The following is a 20,851-nucleotide window of genomic DNA, read 5'->3' on the forward strand; positions in this document are numbered from 1 at the left end:
GAAAAAGAAATCGTACGATAGGAGGCCTTTCCATGTCGAAGGCATATGAAAAAGCGGGAGTTAATATTGAAGCTGGCTATGAGTCAGTTGAACGCATGAAGTCTCACGTAGCACGAACATCTCGTAAAGGGGTAGCGGGTGCATTTGGTGGGTTCGGCGGAATGTTCGATCTATCTGCGCTAGAATATAAAGAACCGGTACTCATTTCTGGTACAGACGGTGTTGGCACAAAGTTGAAATTGGCATTCATGGCGGACCGTCATGACACGATCGGGATTGACTGTGTGGCAATGTGTGTGAATGATATCGTAGCGCAAGGTGCAGAGCCTCTGTATTTCCTTGACTATGTAGCATTAGGTAAGGCAGTTCCAGAAAAAGTAGAAGCAATTGTTAAAGGTGTAGCGGACGGCTGCGTACAATCCGGCGCGGCATTGATTGGTGGGGAAACGGCTGAAATGCCAGGTCTCTATGAAGAAGATGAATACGACTTGGCTGGCTTCGCAGTAGGAGCTTGTGAAAAGAGCAAGTTGGTTACAGGCGAGCGTGTGCAAGAAGGTGACGTACTCGTTGGAATCGCATCAAGTGGTATCCATTCGAACGGTTACTCTTTAGTGCGCCATATTGTATTTGAACAATTAGGTGCAGATATTAATGGTACGATTGAAGGCTATGAAAGTCTTGGTACAGTAGCTGATGCATTGTTAAAGCCGACTAAGATCTACGCAAAGCCAATACTTGAGATGCATCAGCAGCTTGATGTGCACTCGATGGGTCATATTACGGGCGGCGGATTCTTTGAAAATCTTCCTCGTATGTTCTCTGAAGGTTTTGGAGTAGAAGTAGATTTGGGCGCTTGGCCGGTACTTCCTGTATTCCAGATGCTGAAAGAAAAAGGTGAATTGACGGATCGGGATCTATATAGTGTCTTCAACATGGGAGTCGGATTCGTCGTCGCACTTCCTGAGGCAGAAGCTGAAAAAGCAATTGACATCGCTAAAGCACATGGCGAAGAGGCGTATGTAATCGGACGTGTTACGAAGCAAGAAGGCGTAATGTTTAACGGTGAGCATGACGGGACTTTGTCATAATGAATAAAGTGAAAATCGCAGTATTTGCTTCAGGGAGCGGTAGTAACTTTGCCGCTTTGGCAGAAGCTTGTAAAGCGGGGCGTATTCCGGCTGAAATTGTTTTGATGGTGACAGATAAACCCGATGCTTTCGTTAATGAACGGGCAAACGAAGCAGGTATTTCAATTGCGGCATTTCGTCCTCGAGACTTTCAAACGAAGCAGGCGTACGAGCAAGCCGTACTTGATGCATTGCAAGAAGCACAAGTAGAGTGGTTGATATTGGCGGGGTACATGCGTTTGATTGGTCCTGTTTTATTGGAAGCATATCCTGAACGCATCATCAATATCCATCCGTCATTATTGCCTTCGTTTCCAGGTAAAGATGCGATTGGACAAGCGGTTGCTGCTGGTGTTAAAGTAACTGGCGTCACGGTACACCTTGTAGATGAAGGGATGGATACAGGTCCCATTTTAGCGCAGAGAGCAGTTAACGTTGTGGATGGAGATGTTGAGCAGACTGCTTTGGCTATTCATTCCGTAGAACACGAATTATATACAGCAACTTTACAGAACGTTTTTAATAAATGATCAGCCTGTTGTGATGACAGGCTTTTTTTATAAACTGGAGGGAATTCCTTTGAAAAAACGCGCATTGTTGAGCGTATCGGATAAAAGTGGTGTACTAGAATTTGCAAAAGAACTTGAACAACTAGGATATGAATTATTATCTACTGGTGGTACGATGAAGCACTTAAAAGATAATGGTGTTGCCGTAACCGCAGTAGACGAAGTAACGGGATTCCCCGAAATCATGGAAGGACGCGTGAAAACGTTGAACCCGATGATTCACGGTGGATTACTTGCGAAACAAGATGATCCTGGACATCAGGCACAAATGGAAGAGCACGGCATCCAGCCGATTGATGTAGTATGTGTGAATTTATATCCATTCAAAGAAACGATTTCAAAACCAGATGTATCAGCTGAAGATGCGATTGAAAATATCGATATTGGTGGACCTGCGATGTTGCGCGCATCTGCAAAGAACCACGCATACGTAACAGTGATTGTCGATGCAGCGGATTATGAAGCAGTACTTGATGAACTAAAAGCAGATGGCAAGACGACTTTGGAAACGCGCCGTCGTTTGGCAGCTAAAGTATTCCGTCATACAGCAGCTTATGATTCATTGATTTCAGGATACCTAACAGATCTTGCAGGCGAGCAATTCCCTGAACAAGTGACGTATACATACGAGTTGAAGCAGCCATTGCGGTATGGAGAAAATCCTCATCAGCAAGCGGCGTTCTATAGTCGCCCACTTGGATCTGATTTCTCGATTGCGTATGCGAAACAGCTTCATGGAAAAGAACTTTCTTATAATAATATTCAAGACGCCAACGCGGCAATCCAAATCATCAAGGAATTTACTGAACCTGCGGCAGTTGCAGTGAAGCATATGAACCCTTGTGGAGTGGGTACAGGCGAGACGATTGCTGAAGCGTTCAAAAAAGCCTATGAAGCAGATTCAACATCTATTTTTGGTGGAATCATTGCGCTAAATAAAGAAGTGGACCAAGAAACGGCAGTACAGCTTGCTGATATTTTCCTAGAAATCATTATTGCTCCTTCATTTACTGAAGAGGCACTTGAGACGTTGACAAAAAAGAAAAATATCCGCTTATTGACAATTTCATTTGAACAGCAGAAAAAAGATCAGTGGAATACTGTATCCGTTGAAGGTGGCTTGTTGATGCAACAGCCTGATGCGTATGGTTTTGAAGAAGCAGATATTAAAGTAGCGACAGACCGTGAGCCGACTGAAGCAGAGTGGAATGCGATGAAACTAGGATGGGCAGTTGTGAAGCATGTGAAGTCCAATGCAATCGTTGTAACAGATGAGCATATGACAATCGGTGTTGGCGCTGGCCAAATGAACCGTGTAGGTGCCGCGAAAATCGCATTAACGCAAGCGGGCGAACGTGCAAAGGGAGCAGCTCTTGCCTCTGACGCATTCTTCCCTATGGATGATACAGTCGAAGCAGCAGCAAAAGCAGGCATTACGGCAATCATCCAACCAGGTGGTTCGGTAAAAGATGCAGATTCTATTAAAAAAGCCAATGAATACGGTATTACAATGGTATTTACAGGCGTACGTCATTTCAAACACTAAGAGTACAGGGAGTAGATGAACATGAGAGTTCTTGTAATTGGGAGCGGTGGTCGTGAACATGCGATTGCCAAACAGTTCAACCAAGCGCCTTCTGTATCAGAAGTATTTGTAGCGCCTGGTAACGACGGTATGCAAGGAGATGCAACATGTGTGCAGATTGCAGCGACAGACTTTGAAGCTCTGGCAAACTTTGCAATTGAAAAGCGTGTTACATTGACGTTTGTTGGTCCTGAACAGCCACTAGCAGAGGGAATTGCTGATTACTTTCTTGATAAAGGTCTAACAGTATTCGGTCCGACAAAAGCAGCAGCCCGCATCGAAGGCAGTAAATCATTCGCTAAGGAGATCATGGACAAGTATGATATACCGACAGCGGCCTATGGAACATTTACGGATGCCGAAGAGGCAAAGACATTCATTCGTGAGCAAGGTGCTCCTATTGTCGTGAAGGCAGACGGATTGGCAGCCGGAAAAGGCGTAATCGTCGCGATGGAGTTACAAGAAGCACTGGATGCAGTAGACGATATGATTGGTAATCAAAAGTTTGGTGAATCGTCTTCACGCGTAGTGGTTGAAGAGTTCCTCGATGGTGAAGAGTTCTCTTATATGTCGTTCGTCCATGACGGACAAATCTATCCAATGGTCATTGCGCAAGATCATAAACGTGCGTATGACGGAGATCGTGGTCCGAATACAGGAGGAATGGGAGCCTATTCTCCAGTTCCACAAATTTCAGATGCAATTGTACAAGAAGCGTATGATCGCGTAGTCGTACCTACTGTCGATGCCATGACAGAAGAAGGAATTCCTTTTACAGGAATCCTTTATGCAGGTTTAATACTTACTGAGCAAGGTCCAAAAGTTATTGAATTCAATGCCCGCTTTGGTGATCCAGAAACACAAGTCGTCTTGCCACGCATGAAATCGGACTTTGGTAAATTCATGGAAGCTCTCATGGCTGGAGAATCATTTGATCTTGAGTGGCATGAAGAAGCTATGTTAGGCGTTGTCATTGCGTCAGAAGGATATCCTTCTGATGTAGTGAATGGTCGTACACTTCCTAATCTTAAAGTACTGACTGACAAAGGACTGGACGTTTTCCATGCAGGAACTAAGCTAGAAGGCGACCACTTTGTTGGAAATGGTGGACGTGTTCTTCTTGTAGCAGCAAAAGCGGCTACGTTAAAAGAAGCACAGGAAAAAGTTTATAACGGTCTTGCAGATCAACAATGGGATGGATTCTTCCACCGAGCGGATATCGGATGGCGTACATTTGAATAAGTAATGAAAACGGACTGTCTTGGAGTAGTGTATTACTTCCAAGACAGTCTTTTTTGTATAAAAGGGTAAAGGATTATCCAAATAAGTGTTGTCAATTTCTAGATGAAAGAGATTGATGTGTTAACAACAACTAGTTACCCACAGTATTTTACACGAACTGTTATTTAAAAGTGGAAAAGTTGTGAGTAAGTTGTTGGTAATGTGTGTAAGTATGCAATTCTCTGTGGATTAACATAAAACAGATTGTGGACTACCTTATCCTGTCCAATCTATTCCTGGCAGGATGGCTATGGTACTATAAAGCAACAACTAGAATACTACAAACATTTTAAAGGGATGGTGAGCGGCATGTGGAGTGCGAAAGAAATACAGTCACAGCTAGCAATTATTAATGGACAGGAAGCGCCCGACATTGTAATAGAAAACGCTACATATTTACATTCTATATTCAAGAAGTGGGTGCAAGGGAACATCTGGATTCAGGGGAATCGCATTGTCTACGTTGGAGAGCGTATGCCGGCTATGCTCGAAGGGACGGAATGTGTTAATGCATCGGAAAAGAAAATAGTACCTGGATATATCGAACCGCATGTCCATCCTTTCCAATTATATAATCCTGAAACATTTGCTGATTACGCATCTCGACGTGGAACCACAACGTTTTTATCAGACAATCTACTTCTTTTCACTATGCTCGATAAGCAAAGCGCATTTACGTTCATTGATCAATTGAATGAATTGCCATTCTCTTTTTATTGGTGGGCACGTGTCGATTCACAGACCGTTCTGCAAAATGAAAAAGAGCTTTTCAATCCAGAAGATATTGCACAATGGATGGAGCGTCCCGATGTGTTGATGACGGGGGAGCTGACTGGTTGGCCTAGATTATTGCAAGGAGATCAAAGTATGATGCGGTCTGTAGCGAAATCCAAACGACTTCGAAAAAAGGTGGAAGGTCATTTTCCGGGTGCATCGGAACGCACATTGGCTCGTATGAAATTGCTAGGGGCGGATGGTGATCATGAAGCAATGACGGTTGAAGAAGTAGAAAGACGTTTGCAACAAGGATATGCTACTACATTACGTTACTCATCCATTCGTCCGGATTTACCTGATTTATTGAAAGGCATTGTAGAAAAAGAATGGGATGTTTTCGATCACTTGATGATGACCACAGACGGTTCTACACCTTCGTTCTATCGCGAAGGTGTCATGGATCAATGCATTCAGATAGCGCTTGATGCTGGAGTCCCACCGATTGATGCGTATCAAATGGCATCTTATAACGTGGCGAGGTACTACGATATCACGGACTTGCATAGTGTAATTGCAACTGGCCGCTTTGCGACGTTGAATTTTTTAGAGAATGAACATAATCCTGTGCCTACTGATGTATTGTCAAAGGGGAAGTGGATGCTTCGTGATAGTCAATCTACTGCTGCATTCGAAGCGGTGGATTGGGATGCATTACCGATATTCGAATTGCCTTATGAACTGACAGATGAAGACTTCTCATTCCCTTCTTCACTAGGGATTCAAATGGTGAATGATGTCATTACGAAAATATATGAAAGTAATTTGGATCTCACGAGTCCGACTATTATCTCTAGTGATGAATGCTATTTGATGTTAGTAGATAAGAACGGAAAGTGGCGGGTCAATACCTTGCTGAAAGGATTCGCAAATAATCTGCAAGGATTTGCATCTTCCTATTCAAATACGGGTGATATACTATTAATTGGACAAGACTGGCAAGAGATGAAGAGAGCGTTCAATGAAATGAAGAGAATGGGTGGAGGTATGGCTCTTGCTGAAAATGGCAAGATTATTGAAACGTTACCACTAGCAGTTGCAGGCGGATTGTCCAGCCAACCGATGGAAGTGATTATAGAAGAAGAGTTGGCAATGAAAAAGGCTTTAGGAGAACGGGGCTATGCCCATGGTGATGCTGTCTATACATTATTATTCCTTCAATCCGTTCACTTACCGCATGTCCGAATTACACCGGTTGGCGTTGTCCATGTATTGAAAAATGAACTGTTAATTCCTAAAATAGAAAGGTAGGAACGTATATTGATACGGAATAAACGAAAGGCACTCTTAGTAGCCGCAATTAGCTTACTATGTCTAGCGGGTTGTTCTTCGAAAGACCAATCTGTATCCGATGAACAAGAGAAACCTAGTAAGCCGAACGAAATAGCACCTTTTACAGGTGAGGTGATCACGGATGCAATGGATCGTCGTCCTATCTTGGCGACAATTAGTAATATTCCAGCTGCACGCCCGCAGTCGGGGCTTGCGGACGCTGATCAAATATATGAATTTTTGGCAGAAGGTCAAATTACGCGATACGCTGCACTGTTTCAAAGTACAGTTCCTGATCAAATGGGCCCTATTCGAAGTGCGCGCGATTATTTTGTACACTTAGCAGAAGGTATGGATGCATTCTATATTGCTCATGGCTATAGCCCGGATGCAAAGAAATTACTCGATGAACAAGTAGTCGATCATGTAAACGGTATACATCATGATGGAACTTTATTTGAACGTTCAGCAGATCGTCGGGCTCCACATAACTCGTATATTTCAAAGGAACATATTTCAGAAGCATTTCGTCTCAAGAATGCTTCTGAAAAGATCACTGCACAGCCATCCTTTTCTTTCCTAAATCCCGATGAAAGTGATAAAATAGGAGATATGGCATCAGCGATTCAAGTATCGTACAGTTCAGATCCGAATTTTATTAGTACGTATCAATATAATGAAGAAGAAAATCGGTATTATCGATCTGTCAACGGCATTGATACAGTGGATAAGCTAAATGAACGTCGGGTAGAACTGGCGAACATCATCGTGATGGAAATGGATCATCAAACAGTTGATCAACAAGGAAGGCTCGCAATTGATTTAGAATCTGGCGGCCAGGCCATGCTGTTTCATGAAGGGATCGCTAAAACGATTGAATGGCAAAATAAAGATGGGTTTTTAACACCAGTGGAACAAGGCATACCTGTTAAATTAACGGCGGGGAAAACTTGGATCCATATCGTTCCATCATTATCAGGTCCTTCTACTTCCGTCACTTATACTCCGTAAGATCGACATAGAGAGAGGGCGAGGACATGCAAATAAATAAACTCCGTGGTGAACAAATAGATCAGCTGTTTCAAGCAATTTTGGAACTAAGGGATGTAGAAGAATGCTACAAGTTTTTTGACGACATCTGCACAATGAGCGAAGTTCAATCCCTGGCACAAAGACTGGATGTAGCCCATAAACTTCGACTTAAAAAAACTTATGATAATATCCAACAAGAAACAGGCGCAAGCACAGCTACTATTTCCCGGATACGCCGTTGCGTAGACTACGGATCTGGCGGTTACAACCTCATGCTGGACCGGCTTTATCCGGAACTCCCAAACAACCAATCAAAAAATAACTAAAACAACCGGCCAGGGATAAAACCCCACCGGTTTTTTGAAAATTATATAAAAATAACATAACAAAAGAAGGTGGAAATAAAAATGGACTATAAAACATGGCGGCATGCCTTTAAAATTGATCCAGCCAAAGACCTTACTGATGAACAAGTAGAGGCGGTAGCAGAATCGGGGACAGATGGAGTTATCATTGGTGGATCTGACGGCGTTACACTGGAAAACGTACTGGATTTACTTGCACGATTCCGTCGTTTTTCCGTACCACTCGCATTAGAAGTATCTACTGTTGAATCGGTTACACCAGGTTTCGATTATTACTTCATTCCGACTGTCTTAAACACAACGGATTCAAAATGGTTGAACGGCTTGCATCACGAAGCCTTGCGAGAATACGGTCATATGATGAATTTCGATGAATTGGTCACAGAAGGTTACTGTATACTAAATCCAGATTGTACAGCCGCGAAGGTAACAGGGGTCGATCGTGTTCCAGATGAAGAAGATGTACAAGCGTATGCACGTATGGCGGAACATTTATTTTCCTTGCCAATCTTTTATTTAGAATACAGTGGACAATATGGTGATCCGCAAATTGTTCGATCAGCTAAAGAATTACTCAGTAATACGCGTCTCTTTTATGGTGGCGGGATACGCTCAATAGAACAAGCGCAAGAAATGGCTGCCATTGCAGATACTATTGTAGTGGGAAATGTTGTTTATGATGATCTAAAAACGGCTCTTAAAACAGTCGATGCTGTAAAATCTGTTCCATTACCTGTTTGAGTAGTATATAGTTAGAACAAATGTTCCTAAAGGCGGTACGAATATGAATAAACTATCAGATGATTTACTAAAAGGCATGAATCTTGAGCAAGCGCGCGCAGTCAAGACGACGGAAGGTCCGTTGCTCATTATGGCGGGGGCGGGTTCAGGAAAGACTCGTGTATTGACACATCGAATTGCATATTTGGTTGTGGAGAAGCAAGTGTATCCTTCGAATATATTAGCTATTACATTTACAAATAAAGCAGCACGTGAAATGCGTGATCGGATTGATGGACTGCTAGGCGCAGGCTCTGGAGAACGTATGTGGGTTTCGACATTCCACTCGATGTGTGTCCGGATTCTGAGGAAGTACGTAGATCGTATTGGATTATCCAAAAACTTTACTATTCTCGACAGTGCAGATCAAATGACTGCGATGAAACGAGTGTTGAAAGAACTTAATCTAGATCCGAAACAGAATGATCCACGGGCGATGCTCGGAATTATTGGAAACGCGAAGAATGAGTGTATTGATGCAATAGAGTTCCGTAAAAATTCGGATCCACAAAATCCACATGAGCGTACAGTAGCAGATATTTACGATCGGTATACTAAAAAGCTACGCCAGAATCAGTCAATGGACTTTGATGATTTGATTATGATGACAACTGTTTTGTTTGAGCGTGTTCCTGAAGTGCTGGAGTATTATCAAAATAAATTTCAGTATATTCATGTGGATGAGTACCAAGATACAAACAATGCACAGTATCGTCTCGTCAAGATGCTTGCATCAAAATTCCGCAATGTCTGCGTAGTAGGTGACTCAGATCAGTCGATTTATCGTTGGCGTGGTGCGGACATTGGTAACATACTGTCTTTTGAAAAAGATTATAAAGAAGCGAATGTCATTCTTTTAGAGCAAAATTATCGTTCCACTAAAAGGATTTTACAAGCTGCCAATGAAGTAATCGACAATAATAAAAGTCGCTACGATAAGAAATTACGCACAGATAATCCTGAGGGCGAATTGATTTCAATATACAAAGCGCGCGATGAGAAAGATGAGTCGCAATTTGTTGTACAACAAATCATTGAGTTAAAGGAAGAAATGGGATTAACACTTGATCAATTTGCGATACTATACCGAACGAATGCACAGTCTCGTCTAATTGAGGAATACTTATTGAAATCTAACCTCGACTATACAATTGTCGGTGGTACAAAGTTCTATGATCGAAAAGAAATTAAAGACTTGCTGGCATATTTACGTCTTATTGCGAATAACGATGATGATTTGGCGTTAGCAAGAATCATTAATGAACCGAAACGAAGCATTGGTGCTACTTCATTTGAACGAATGGCTACATTCTCTCTTCAAAATGATCGTTCCATATTCGATTCATTACAAGAAGTTGATTTCATGGGCTTGCCTAAAAAAGCATTGACAGAAACCGTGAAATTCCATGAAATGATCAACGGATTCACACAAATGCAAGAGTTTCTATCTGTCACGGAATTAGTAAAAGAGGTCATTGAAAAATCGGGCTATCGCGAGATGTTAGAAAAAGAGAAATCAATCGAAGCAGAAAGCCGGCTTGAGAATATTGAAGAATTCTTATCAGTTACAGAAGCATTTGAAAAACGTTCCGCAGAAGAAGAGGAAGAACCGACACTCGTTGCATTCTTGACGGACCTCGCGCTAGTGGCTGATATCGATACGTTAGATAAAGAAGAGAACACTTCCACTGAAAAAATCGTCCTAATGACGATGCACGCAGCCAAAGGCTTGGAATATCCAGTGGTCTTTGTATTAGGCATGGAAGAAAATATCTTCCCACATATTCGAGCGCTCGCTGATCCAGAAGAAATGGAAGAAGAACGAAGACTTGCTTACGTAGCGATAACGCGTGCAGAACAGCGCCTTTACCTGACGTGTGCGGGTCATAGAATGCTATTCGGTAAGTCGAACTTCAATCAGCCATCCCGTTTCCTTAATGAAATCTCCGATGAACTGACGGAGTTGTTGGCAGACGGCAATGGCATGAGTATACCGTTCGCTCAAGCACCTAAAGTAAGAGCCAAACGTCCCGCAGTTAAACGCCCAGCTTACAATGAAAGTGGCGGGGAGAAAATGCAGTGGAAACCAGGTGACAAGGCGTCCCATAAAATATGGGGAATCGGAACTGTCGTTAGCGTTAAAGGTAGCGCAGACGACATGGAGCTGGATATCGCATTCCCAAATCCAGTAGGTATCAAGCGACTATTAGCTAAATTTGCACCGATTGAAAAAGAATAAAGCGTTCCTAGGAGTGTGGAAAATAGATGGATGATGTTCTAGAACTAGAGAAGCGGGTAGCGGAGCTCAATAAACTTCTGCATGAATACGGGCGTGCTTATTATGATCTGGATGCCCCTATCGTTCCCGATTCAGAATATGATAAAAAGATGCAGGAATTGCTGGCAATTGAGGAAGCACATCCAGACTTGATCTATCCTGATTCACCGACACAACGAGTGGGTGGTGCTCCACTTGAAGTGTTCAGTAAAGTGGTTCATCGTCATCCGATGCTCAGTTTGGCGAATGCATTCAATGAAGAAGACTTGCGAGATTTTGACAGACGGGTGAAAGAAGCGACAGGTAGCGCTGTCTATGTATGTGAACTAAAAATTGATGGTCTTGCTGTTTCATTGCAATATGAAGAGGGGCGGCTTGTACAAGGAGCTACTCGTGGAGATGGTGCAGTTGGAGAAGATATTACAGCCAATTTGAAGACCATTCGATCAGTCCCACATATATTGAAAGAGTCCTTAACGATTGAAGTCCGTGGTGAAGCGTATATGCCGAAGAATTCATTCGTTAAGCTAAATGAAGACCGTGATGAAGCAGGCGAAGTACCTTTTGCTAACCCGCGAAATGCAGCCGCGGGTTCATTACGTCAACTGGATTCAAAAGTGGCAGAGAGCAGAAATTTAGCTACGTTCATTTATGCAGTTGGCGGAGATGCGGAAGTATATGGGCTGGACAGTCACTCAGAGGCACTCAATAAAGTCGATGAATTAGGGTTGACGACTAACAAAGAACGTAAACGTTGCGCAACGATCGAAGAAGTACTGGAATACGTTGCCTACTGGACAGAAAATAGACAGAATCTTGATTATGAAATTGATGGGATTGTCATAAAAGTAGACAACTTTGAATCGCAGGAACAGTTGGGTTATACAGCAAAGAGTCCTAAATGGGCCATAGCTTATAAATTCCCCGCTGAAGAAGTGCATACTAAACTAGTCGATATAGAGCTAAGTGTAGGTCGAACGGGGGTAGTTACACCGACAGCCATCCTCGTGCCAGTTTTGGTGGCAGGTACGACAGTTGGCCGTGCATCCTTGCACAATGAAGACCTGATTCGCGAAAAAGATATCCGAATTGGTGATCATGTAGTGCTTCGCAAAGCCGGCGATATCATTCCTGAAATCGTCATGGCATTGATAGATCAACGAACAGGTGAAGAAGAGCCATTCTATATGCCGGACAACTGTCCTGTATGCGATTCAGAACTTGTGAGGATTGAAGGGGAAGTCGCACTTCGTTGTGTGAATCCTAAGTGTCCTGCGCAGATGAAAGAAGCGTTAATCCATTTCGTTTCAAGAAGAGCGATGAATATAGAAGGTGTCGGCGAAAAACTAATCGAGCAATTGTACACAGCGAATCTTGTGCAAGATGTATCTGACCTATATACGTTAACGAAGGAAGCTTTACTAGGTTTAGAGCGAATCGGAGAGAAATCTGCTACAAATATTTTAACGGCTATAGAACAATCCAAAGAAAATTCGTTAGAAAAATTACTGTTTGGTTTGGGCATTCGTCACGTCGGGGAAAAAGTTGCAGGGATCTTAGCGGAACACTATCGTACACTCGATGCTTTAGAACAGGCTACCGAAGAGGAACTTGTGAATATCTTTGAGATTGGTGCGATCGTAGCTGATTCTGTGACAACGTACTTCAGTACGGAAGAAGTTCAAGAGGTCATGAATAAGTTGCGTTCCTACGGTGTAAATACTGTTTATAAAGGCGTTACACGCGAAGAGTTACCGACTACTGGACCTTTCGCTGGAAAAACGATTGTACTGACAGGAAAGCTCACTGAATTAACGCGCGGAGAAGCAAAGGAACAGATTGAATCGCTGGGTGGAACCGTCAGTGGCAGTGTCAGTAAGAAAACGGATCTGGTTATTGCAGGCGAGGATGCGGGCTCCAAGTTGACGAAAGCACAAGAATTAGAGATTGAAATTTGGGATGAACAAGCTATGCTTGATGCCCTTGGAGTGGATATGAATGAGAAGAACGACTAAGTGGTTCGCGACGGGCATCCTGTCAGCAACTTTGTTGACAGGATGTGTACCGGCACCGGGTGATGATCAGGAGAAAGCAGTGCAAGAAACAGAAGAAAGTGAGCAGGAAATGGTGCTCATTCCTGACGCGCAGATCAAGAAAGAGTATTACAGGACGCCTGTTCCATTTAAAAAGAGTGCGAGCAGAGGATTGGTCGTCAACAACTTGAATACGAAGTATGATATTCAGGAAACAGAAGAAGGTTTATTGCGTCTGTCTTCATTGTATTACGACCCGAAGGATTATTTCTTTCAAGAAGGTCAATATATAGATCGCGATACGGCGAAGCAATGGATTTCTAGAAAATCTAATTTTGAAGCAGGTCTCAATCCGGCAATTACAGATAATATGTCCCCTGCCCAAATAGCACAAGAAGCACCTATTTATTTGGCGCATATTGTCGAACAAAACTATTTACAGATGACAGATGATAAAAAAGTGAAATTGGCTGGAATATCGATTGGCCTTGCGATGAATTCAATTTACTATCCGCGTGAAGGTAACGAACGCCCGATTGATGACAAAACGATTGAAGAAAAAGGCAAGAAGATGGCGGATATTATCTTGAGTCGATTACGTAGTCAGCCGGAGCTTGCGGAAGTTCCTATAGCGGTAGGACTATTTAAGCAAGAAAGCCGTAATGATATTGTGCCGGGCACGTATTTTGCAACGTCATTTGCCGCAAAAGGCAAAAACGAATTTACGGGTTGGAAAGAAGTGGACGAGCAGTATGTATTACTCCCTGCATCGTCTTCAACAGGAAATTATCGTGATCTGAATACTACATTCAAAAACTTTAAACAAGATATTGATGATTATTTCCCGAGCTTTGTGAATGTCATAGGAACTGCTTTTTACAAAGACCAAAAGCTCAATTCATTAACGGTGGAAATTCCTATACAATTCTTCGGTAAAACTGAACTAATCGGATTTTCACAATACCTTACATCATTAGTTAAAACACATTTTAAAGATGTGCCGATTGAAATAAGTGTTACTTCAGTGAATGGACCTGAAGTGTTGATTGTACATGATCAGGATAGGGAAGAACCGTTCGTGCATGTCTACGGCTATTAATAAAGTTCAGGAAGTAACATGAACTTTCCAAGAAACTGATTAAATGGTATGATTAATTGTACGATTGCAAAATGAGGAGGAACGATGTATGACAACATTTTCGAATGAAGACGTCAAGTATTTTGCGGATTTCGTCCGTATTGGCCTCTCCGAGGAAGACAAAGAAAATTTCTCTGCAAAGATAGCAGATTTGATTGAAAGTGTAAGCAATTTAAAAGAAGTGGATGTTACAGGTGTAAAACCAATGACGCACCCGGTTGCTATGATCAACGTCCTACGTGAAGATGTGCCAAAAGATATCTTGGACCGTGAAGTAATGCTAGCCAGTGCTGAAGATCAGGAAGACGGACTTATCAAGGTTCCGGATATTCTGTAATCGAATTCGCAGTATAGAATACCATTCATGGCACAATGATAGTAGGAGGAAAAGTGATGACGTTAACTAGTAAAACAGCAACAGAACTTCAAGCTCTTTTACAAAAAGGGGAAGTTACTGCTAAAGAAGTAACAGAAGCAACATTACAAACAATTGAACAGCACGAAGAGAAAATTCATGCGTTCATTCATGTTGCAAAAGAAGAGGCAACGAAGCGTGCAGAACAACTTGATCAAGAAGATGCTAGTACACGCGGACGTCTTTTCGGAGTTCCAATCGGTATTAAGGACAATATTGTAACAAAAGATATGACGACAACATGTGCAAGTAAAATGTTGGAAGATTTTGTACCTGTTTATAATGCTACAGCTATAGATAAATTGGAAGCTGCAGGCGCTGTCAACATGGGTAAACTTAATATGGATGAATTTGCAATGGGTTCCACAACTGAAACTTCCTTTTTTGGTAATACATTAAACCCTTGGAATACAGACTACGTACCAGGTGGTTCTTCAGGTGGTTCAGCAGCAGCAGTCGCAGCAGGAGAAGTCCCACTTTCCCTTGGTTCAGATACTGGCGGTTCAGTTCGTCAGCCAGCTGCATTCTGTGGAATTGTTGGAATGAAACCTACATACGGTCGTATTTCACGTTTTGGTTTAACAGCGTTCGCTTCTTCACTTGATCAAATCGGTACATTGTCACGCACTGTAGAAGATAACGCATTATTGCTCAGCGTAATTGCAGGTGAAGATGACAATGATAGTTCGTCATCTGCAAAAGCAGTTCCTGATTTCACAGCAGCTCTAACAGGCGATATTAAAGGTCTGAAAGTTGCAGTGCCAAAACCCTACCTAGGTGAAGGTGTCGATGCAGAAATTGCTGCAGCAGTAAAAGAAGCAATTGCTGTATTGGAATCTCTTGGAGCGGTTTGTGAAGAGGTAGAATTGCCACATATTCAATACGCGCCAACTACGTATTATGTAATTTCTTCTTCTGAGGCTCAATCCAATCTTTCACGTTTTGATGGATTGCGTTATGGCTATCACACAGAAAATGCCGAAAGCCTTGAGCAAGCATATTTCCGTACCCGTCAAGAAGGATTTGGCGATGAAGTGAAAAAGCGTATTATTTTCGGGACGTATGCTATGAGTGCGGATCATCATGAAGAGCTGTATGTCCGCGCACAAAAGACTCGTACTTTGATTGCACAAGACTTTGATTCTGTATTTGAAAAGTATGATGTAGTCATTGGACCAACTGCTGCTACAACAGCATTTAAGCTTGGCGAAACAGGTGGAGATCAGCTCGTTCATTATGCAAATGATGTCTTAGCTGTACCAGCGAATCTTACAGGCCGTCCAGCGCTATCCGTACCATGTGGTTTCGTTAACGAACTACCGGTTGGAATGCAAATCATGGGTAAACACTTTGATGAGGAAACATTATATAAAGTCGCTCATGCCTATGAGCAAGCTACTGATTTCCACAAGCGTACTCCATCGATTCAGGAGGGGAAATAATTATGAACTTCGAGACAATTGTCGGATTAGAAATCCACGTAGAGCTTAAAACAGATACTAAAATCATGTCTCCAGCACCCGCTCATTTTGGTGCGGAACCAAATAAAAACATTCACGTAACAGACATCGCGTATCCCGGTGTTTTACCTACGTTAAATAAAAAAGCTGTTGAATTTGGAATGAAGGCGTCCATGGCACTGAACTGTGACGTAGCGCCAATCATGAACTTTGACCGCAAGCACTACTTCTATCCAGATAATCCAAAAGCATACCAAATCTCTCAAGATAAGCGTCCTGTAGGAGCAAACGGTTGGATTGAAATTGAAGTAGACGGCAAGAAGAAGAAAATCCGCATTGAACGTGTACATTTAGAAGAAGATGCGGGAAAACTGACGCATACAGAAAATGGACATTCATTAGTGGACTTGAACCGTCAAGGAACACCATTAATTGAAATCGTTACAGAAGCAGATGTGCGTTCTCCAGAGGAAGCATATGCATTTCTGGAAAAACTAAAAGCAATCATTCAATATACAGGTGTATCTGATGTACGTATGGAAGAAGGATCACTTCGTTGTGATGCCAATATTTCATTGCGTCCATTCGGTCAGGAGAAATTTGGAACGAAAACAGAATTGAAAAACTTGAACTCGTTTAACTTTATTCGCCGTGGTATTGCAAATGAAGTAGCGCGTCAAGAAAAAATTCTATTGTCTGGCGGTACTATTCAGCAAGAAACTCGTCGTTACGATGAAACAACCGGCGACACTGTGTTAATGCGAATCAAAGGCAGTGCCAATGATTATCGCTTTATCAATGATCCGGACTTACCTGAAGTTCATATCGAACAAGAATGGATTGACCGTGTTCGTAAGGAAATTCCTGAATTGCCAGATGCGCGTAAACAACGTTATGTATCCGAAATGGATCTTCCTGAGTACGATGCGCACGTATTAACGTTAACAAAAGAAATGTCTGATTTCTTTGATGCAACGGTAAAAGCTGGAGCAGAACCAAAGTTAGCTTCCAACTGGTTGATGGGCGACGTATCGGCTTATCTGAACGCAGAATCAAAAGAGTTGCATGATACGCCACTAACACCTGAAAACTTGGCGCAACTTGTAAAATTAATAACAGATGGTACTATTTCTTCTAAGATCGCGAAAAAAGTATTTATTGATCTCGTGAAAAAAGGAGGAAATCCTGCTGATATCGTCAAAGAAAAAGGACTTGTTCAAATCTCTGATGAAGGTACATTGCGTACAATTATTACTGAAATCTTGGATAACAATGAACAGTCAATTGAAGACTTTAAAAATGGTAAGGATCGTGCTGTTGGCTTCCTAGTCGGACAAGTCATGAAAGCGACAAAAGGACAAGCTAATCCGCCACTTGTTAATAAATTATTGATGGAAGAGATCAAGAAACGCTAATCTATCAATCAAAAAACGTTCCAGGAGAGGTCAATACAGTCTAATCCTGGACGTTTTTCCACGTTAACTTATACAGTAAAACAGGAGGGGATTGTATTGAAAACAGAACAACAATATTTCGAAGAAGCTGTTTCACTTCAAACGTATATGGACAAAATGGAAACACATAAGGAAAATAGCTTTTTGATCTATAATGAATTTGAAGTGCCGCAGGATGACGAATTTATTGAGTTGTTGAAAGAAAAGCAGCCCCGTGTATTAGTCATTACAGAAGACTGGTGTGGCGATGCTATGTTGAATAATCCGATCCTTCGTAAAATAACGGAAGCTGCCAATATAGAGGTACGTACTGTGTTACGGGATGAAAACCCAGAGCTGATTGATCGATATTTGACGAATGGTGGACGTTCTATTCCCATGTATCTACTACTGGATCCTGCTGGTGAGGTAGTTGGGAAGTGGGGGCCTCGTGCACCGATTCTTCAAAAGTATGTGATGGATGGTCGTGCAAAGTTACCGGCCAAGGAAGCACCGGATTTTGAAGAGAAGCAAAAAGTCTTTTATTCGAAATTGATGTCTGAATATACATCCAAACCTGAAAATTGGCTTGCCGTTTATGGTGATATCCGTTCGACTTGGCTACCTGTTTTACAATCGTCTAAGTAACATCATGCAAGACACTATGTGAAGATGGTAAAGGTCTGATTTCTTTCAGACACGAAAGGATCGAGGGGAAAGTGTATGAAACGTGCACGTATTATTTATAATCCTACTGCCGGAAGAGAAGTCTTCCGTAAACATATAGCAGAAGTCCTCGAGAAATTGGAGAAAGCGGGTTATGAAACATCCGCTCACGCTACGACTTGTGAAGGCGATGCTACGGCGGCTGCACAAGATGCGGTTCGCAGAGGATTCGATGTTATTATTGCTGCAGGTGGCGATGGAACGCTCAATGAAGTAATTGAAGGTGTTGGGCACTTTGAAAAACGTCCGAAAATTGGTTTGATTCCAATGGGGACAACCAATGATTTTGCAAGGGCGTTGCGTATTCCAAGAGAAATTGATGATGCGGTGGATATCATTTGCCAAGGGGATTCTATTCCAGTCGATGTGGGGATGATGAATGATCGCTATTTCATTAATATCGCTGGTGGCGGTCGTATGACAGAACTAACATATGAAGTTCCAAGCCGGTTGAAAACAGTAATTGGTCAATTAGCATATTATTTAAAAGGAATTGAAATGCTGCCTTCGATACATTCCAGTCATCTTCGTATTGAATATGATGGAAATGTCTTTGATGAAGAAGCGATGATGTTCTTGATCGGATTGACTAATTCAGTGGGTGGATTTGAAAAACTGGCACCTAACTCTAGTATTAACGATGGATACTTCACTTTACTGATTTTAAAGAAATGTAATATCGCAGAATTTATTCGTGTGGTGACATTGGCTTCTCGAGGAGAACATTTGGATGATCCTTTAGTCGTTTCTGCGAAAGCAGAAAAGATTGTGGTGACTTCAAAAGATGAAGTGCTGCTAAATTTAGATGGAGAATACGGTGGTGTATTGCCCGCCACTTTCCAGAATTTATATCAACATGTCGAAATGTTTGTACCACTCCAGAAGTTGCGTCCGCAAGATCAAGTAAAGCAAATCAAATAATAGAACAAGCAAAAAGACTATTCCAGTCGAATTTCTAAGGTTCGGTTGGAATAGTCTTTTATTGTGCAAAATTAATTGGGTGAGCCCGATGCAATACGCATCTTATCAGGTCGATATCAGATGTATTCAATCGCTTCTCCTTGTTTAGCAGCTAACTTTGGCACTTCTTGCAACGGCATCCAACGATAGCTGAATAATTGACCTGCGTCTTTACCTTCACCTTCTACGATGTATTCCCACTCATTTTTTGATTCGCCTACATAATTAAAATGGAAAATTGTACGTTCGTAGATTACATTTTTGTCTTCTGGGAAAAATTTAGAGGATTTAACTTTACCTTCAAGTATAAGTTCATCACGCACGATACCGGATTCTTCTTCGATTTCTCTATATAATGCATCCAATAATAGTTCGTTGCGTTCAATCGTACCTCCAGGAACTTGTAGACCTGCTTCAGGCTGATTCTTTTGCTCATAAACAAGCAATTTGCGGTGTCTGCCTTCACCTTTTGTAATATACGCTATAACTTTTCGTTTTACTCTTTTCAATATCTTTCACCTCTCATTAGTTAACCAATTATACTGTGGAATAGTATAAAACACAAGCAAAATGATTAATCAATTAGTATACAATATTTAAGTGTGCTATGAATATGTAAATACGTCTAAATTTCAACAAATAAGTTTCGCCAAATAGGTTATTGAAATAGACTTTAAGGGAAACCCTAAAATAGAACATGCAGGGAGTGATGATATGTATAAAAGACAAGAAAAGCGTCTGATGTGGTTGGCATTTATTGTTGCAGGTATCATGCTACTATCATTGATTGGCAGACTATTTTCATAACAAGGAGGTGGGTTGAGTGGACTCAGTATTTTATTCTAGAGTATTGACTGAATTGACATTATCATTTCATATTATCTATGCAACTATTGGAGTGGGTGTCCCACTTATGATCATGCTGGCACAATGGGTCGGGATTAAGAAAAACGATGAGCATTATATTTTGCTAGCTAGACGGTGGGCACGTGGCTTCGTCATCACTGTAGCAGTTGGCGTAGTGACAGGAACCGCAATTGGGTTGCAACTTTCCTTACTATGGCCAAACTTTATGGAGTTAGCGGGAAATGTGATTGCTTTGCCGTTATTTATGGAGACATTTGCATTCTTTTTCGAAGCAATTTTCCTTGGTATTTATCTTTATACTTGGGATCGTTTTGAAAATCAAAAGAAACATTTTTTACTTCTCATTCCGGTAGCGCTTGGTGCTTCGTTCTCCGCAGTATTCATCACCATTGTAAATGCCTTCATGAATGCACCACAAGGCTTTAATTTAGTAAATGGGGAACTAATCAACGTTAATCCTCTCGTCGCGATGTTTAATCCTGCTATGCCGACAAAAGTAGCACACGTAGTTGGGACAGCTTACATGACGTCTGCTTTCTTATTGGCAGCTATTGCAGCGTTCCGTTTGTTGCGTGGATCGGATCATGTTTATCACAAAAAAGCTTTGTATCTGACTTTGAAAGTAGGATTCATTTTCAGTGTAAGTGCAGCATTAATTGGAGATTTATCAGGTAAGTATTTAGCAGAGTATCAACCTGAAAAGTTGGCGGCAGCGGAATGGCATTTTGAAACAGAAGAAAATGCTCCTTTAATTTT

18 protein-coding genes are annotated in these 20,851 nt (G+C 41.8%); 17 read left to right on the forward strand and 1 reads right to left on the reverse strand.

Features of this window, described 5'->3' with window-relative positions; genetic code table 11:
- Nucleotides 1–32: 32 nt before the first annotated feature.
- The 16 genes from purM (at nt 33) to Q7P97_RS13980 (ending at nt 19,189) form a co-directional block, all read left to right on the forward strand.
- On the forward strand, nt 33–1,088 hold the full coding sequence (purM, locus tag Q7P97_RS13905) for a phosphoribosylformylglycinamidine cyclo-ligase (protein WP_303969963.1): 1,056 nt from the start codon (nt 33–35) through the stop codon (nt 1,086–1,088).
- The gene (purN, locus tag Q7P97_RS13910; RefSeq protein WP_483315755.1) at nt 1,085–1,657 is read left to right on the forward strand and encodes a phosphoribosylglycinamide formyltransferase; all 573 of its coding nucleotides are present in this window, start codon (nt 1,085–1,087) and stop codon (nt 1,655–1,657) included. The genes purM and purN overlap by 4 nt, the downstream gene beginning before the upstream one ends.
- 49 nt (nt 1,658–1,706) lie before the next feature.
- A complete protein-coding gene (purH, locus tag Q7P97_RS13915; RefSeq protein WP_303969968.1) occupies nt 1,707–3,242 on the forward strand; it encodes a bifunctional phosphoribosylaminoimidazolecarboxamide formyltransferase/IMP cyclohydrolase in 1,536 nt (511 codons plus the stop codon).
- 21 nt (nt 3,243–3,263) lie between these two features.
- Entirely contained in the window at nt 3,264–4,523 is a 1,260-nt protein-coding gene (gene purD, locus Q7P97_RS13920; RefSeq protein ID WP_303969970.1) for a phosphoribosylamine--glycine ligase, read from the forward strand.
- A gap of 348 nt (nt 4,524–4,871) precedes the next feature.
- On the forward strand, nt 4,872–6,587 hold the full coding sequence (locus Q7P97_RS13925) for an adenine deaminase C-terminal domain-containing protein (RefSeq protein WP_303969972.1): 1,716 nt from the start codon (nt 4,872–4,874) through the stop codon (nt 6,585–6,587).
- 9 nt (nt 6,588–6,596) lie between these two features.
- Nucleotides 6,597–7,619 carry a DUF3048 domain-containing protein gene (locus tag Q7P97_RS13930; RefSeq protein ID WP_303969974.1) on the forward strand — a complete coding sequence of 341 codons (1,023 nt, stop codon included), beginning with the start codon at nt 6,597–6,599 and terminating at the stop codon, nt 7,617–7,619.
- 26 nt (nt 7,620–7,645) lie between these two features.
- A complete protein-coding gene (locus Q7P97_RS13935; RefSeq protein WP_085427152.1) occupies nt 7,646–7,966 on the forward strand; it encodes a YerC/YecD family TrpR-related protein in 321 nt (106 codons plus the stop codon).
- Between the two features lie 81 nt (nt 7,967–8,047).
- Entirely contained in the window at nt 8,048–8,746 is a 699-nt protein-coding gene (gene pcrB, locus Q7P97_RS13940; RefSeq protein ID WP_303969977.1) for a heptaprenylglyceryl phosphate synthase, read from the forward strand.
- A gap of 43 nt (nt 8,747–8,789) precedes the next feature.
- Nucleotides 8,790–11,024 (forward strand): DNA helicase PcrA, encoded by a 2,235-nt coding sequence (gene pcrA, locus Q7P97_RS13945; protein ID WP_303969979.1) that lies wholly within the window; start codon nt 8,790–8,792, stop codon nt 11,022–11,024.
- A gap of 26 nt (nt 11,025–11,050) precedes the next feature.
- Nucleotides 11,051–13,078 carry an NAD-dependent DNA ligase LigA gene (gene ligA / locus Q7P97_RS13950; protein ID WP_303969981.1) on the forward strand — a complete coding sequence of 676 codons (2,028 nt, stop codon included), beginning with the start codon at nt 11,051–11,053 and terminating at the stop codon, nt 13,076–13,078.
- Nucleotides 13,062–14,195, forward strand: coding sequence for a CamS family sex pheromone protein (locus tag Q7P97_RS13955; RefSeq protein ID WP_303969983.1), 1,134 nt, complete (start codon nt 13,062–13,064; stop codon nt 14,193–14,195). Before ligA ends, Q7P97_RS13955 begins: the two co-directional genes overlap by 17 nt.
- Nucleotides 14,196–14,283: 88 nt before the next feature.
- Complete coding sequence (gatC, locus tag Q7P97_RS13960) at nt 14,284–14,571, forward strand: Asp-tRNA(Asn)/Glu-tRNA(Gln) amidotransferase subunit GatC (protein ID WP_303969985.1); 288 nt, start codon at nt 14,284–14,286, stop codon at nt 14,569–14,571.
- A gap of 56 nt (nt 14,572–14,627) precedes the next feature.
- Nucleotides 14,628–16,091 carry an Asp-tRNA(Asn)/Glu-tRNA(Gln) amidotransferase subunit GatA gene (gene gatA, locus Q7P97_RS13965; protein ID WP_303969987.1) on the forward strand — a complete coding sequence of 488 codons (1,464 nt, stop codon included), beginning with the start codon at nt 14,628–14,630 and terminating at the stop codon, nt 16,089–16,091.
- A 2-nt stretch (nt 16,092–16,093) separates the two neighbouring features.
- On the forward strand, nt 16,094–17,524 hold the full coding sequence (gatB, locus tag Q7P97_RS13970) for an Asp-tRNA(Asn)/Glu-tRNA(Gln) amidotransferase subunit GatB (RefSeq protein WP_303969989.1): 1,431 nt from the start codon (nt 16,094–16,096) through the stop codon (nt 17,522–17,524).
- Between the two features lie 96 nt (nt 17,525–17,620).
- Complete coding sequence (locus Q7P97_RS13975; protein WP_303969991.1) at nt 17,621–18,190, forward strand: thioredoxin family protein; 570 nt, start codon at nt 17,621–17,623, stop codon at nt 18,188–18,190.
- Between the two features lie 75 nt (nt 18,191–18,265).
- Nucleotides 18,266–19,189, forward strand: coding sequence for a diacylglycerol kinase (locus Q7P97_RS13980; protein WP_303969992.1), 924 nt, complete (start codon nt 18,266–18,268; stop codon nt 19,187–19,189).
- Between the two features lie 116 nt (nt 19,190–19,305).
- Here the strand turns inward: Q7P97_RS13980 and Q7P97_RS13985 are convergent, their stop codons facing one another.
- Nucleotides 19,306–19,737: an NUDIX hydrolase gene (locus Q7P97_RS13985; RefSeq protein WP_303969993.1), complete on the reverse strand. Its 432-nt coding sequence runs from the start codon at nt 19,735–19,737 to the stop codon at nt 19,306–19,308.
- Between the two features lie 314 nt (nt 19,738–20,051).
- Between Q7P97_RS13985 and Q7P97_RS13990 the strand changes: the two genes are divergently transcribed.
- Nucleotides 20,052–20,851: cytochrome ubiquinol oxidase subunit I (locus tag Q7P97_RS13990; protein ID WP_303969995.1), on the forward strand; the 800-nt coding region annotated here is incomplete at its 3' end.

Origin of the sequence: Sporosarcina ureae (genome assembly GCF_029267015.1) — a bacterium.
Lineage (GTDB): Bacteria > Bacillota > Bacilli > Bacillales_A > Planococcaceae > Sporosarcina > Sporosarcina ureae_D.

Excerpts from the sequence above, each read along its gene's own strand:
- pcrA (WP_303969979.1), top strand. The coding sequence starts at position 8,790 with ATGAATAAACTATCAGATGATTTACTAAAAGGCATGAATCTTGAGCAA.
- Q7P97_RS13955 (WP_303969983.1), top strand. The coding sequence starts at position 13,062 with ATGAGAAGAACGACTAAGTGGTTCGCGACGGGCATCCTGTCAGCAACT.
- pcrB (WP_303969977.1), top strand. The coding sequence starts at position 8,048 with ATGGACTATAAAACATGGCGGCATGCCTTTAAAATTGATCCAGCCAAA.
- gatA (WP_303969987.1), top strand. The coding sequence starts at position 14,628 with ATGACGTTAACTAGTAAAACAGCAACAGAACTTCAAGCTCTTTTACAA.
- gatC (WP_303969985.1), top strand. The coding sequence starts at position 14,284 with ATGACAACATTTTCGAATGAAGACGTCAAGTATTTTGCGGATTTCGTC.
- gatB (WP_303969989.1), top strand. The coding sequence starts at position 16,094 with ATGAACTTCGAGACAATTGTCGGATTAGAAATCCACGTAGAGCTTAAA.
- purM (WP_303969963.1), top strand. The coding sequence starts at position 33 with ATGTCGAAGGCATATGAAAAAGCGGGAGTTAATATTGAAGCTGGCTAT.
- Q7P97_RS13935 (WP_085427152.1), top strand. The coding sequence starts at position 7,646 with ATGCAAATAAATAAACTCCGTGGTGAACAAATAGATCAGCTGTTTCAA.
- ligA (WP_303969981.1), top strand. The coding sequence starts at position 11,051 with ATGGATGATGTTCTAGAACTAGAGAAGCGGGTAGCGGAGCTCAATAAA.
- Q7P97_RS13925 (WP_303969972.1), top strand. The coding sequence starts at position 4,872 with ATGTGGAGTGCGAAAGAAATACAGTCACAGCTAGCAATTATTAATGGA.
- Q7P97_RS13980 (WP_303969992.1), top strand. The coding sequence starts at position 18,266 with ATGAAACGTGCACGTATTATTTATAATCCTACTGCCGGAAGAGAAGTC.
- purD (WP_303969970.1), top strand. The coding sequence starts at position 3,264 with ATGAGAGTTCTTGTAATTGGGAGCGGTGGTCGTGAACATGCGATTGCC.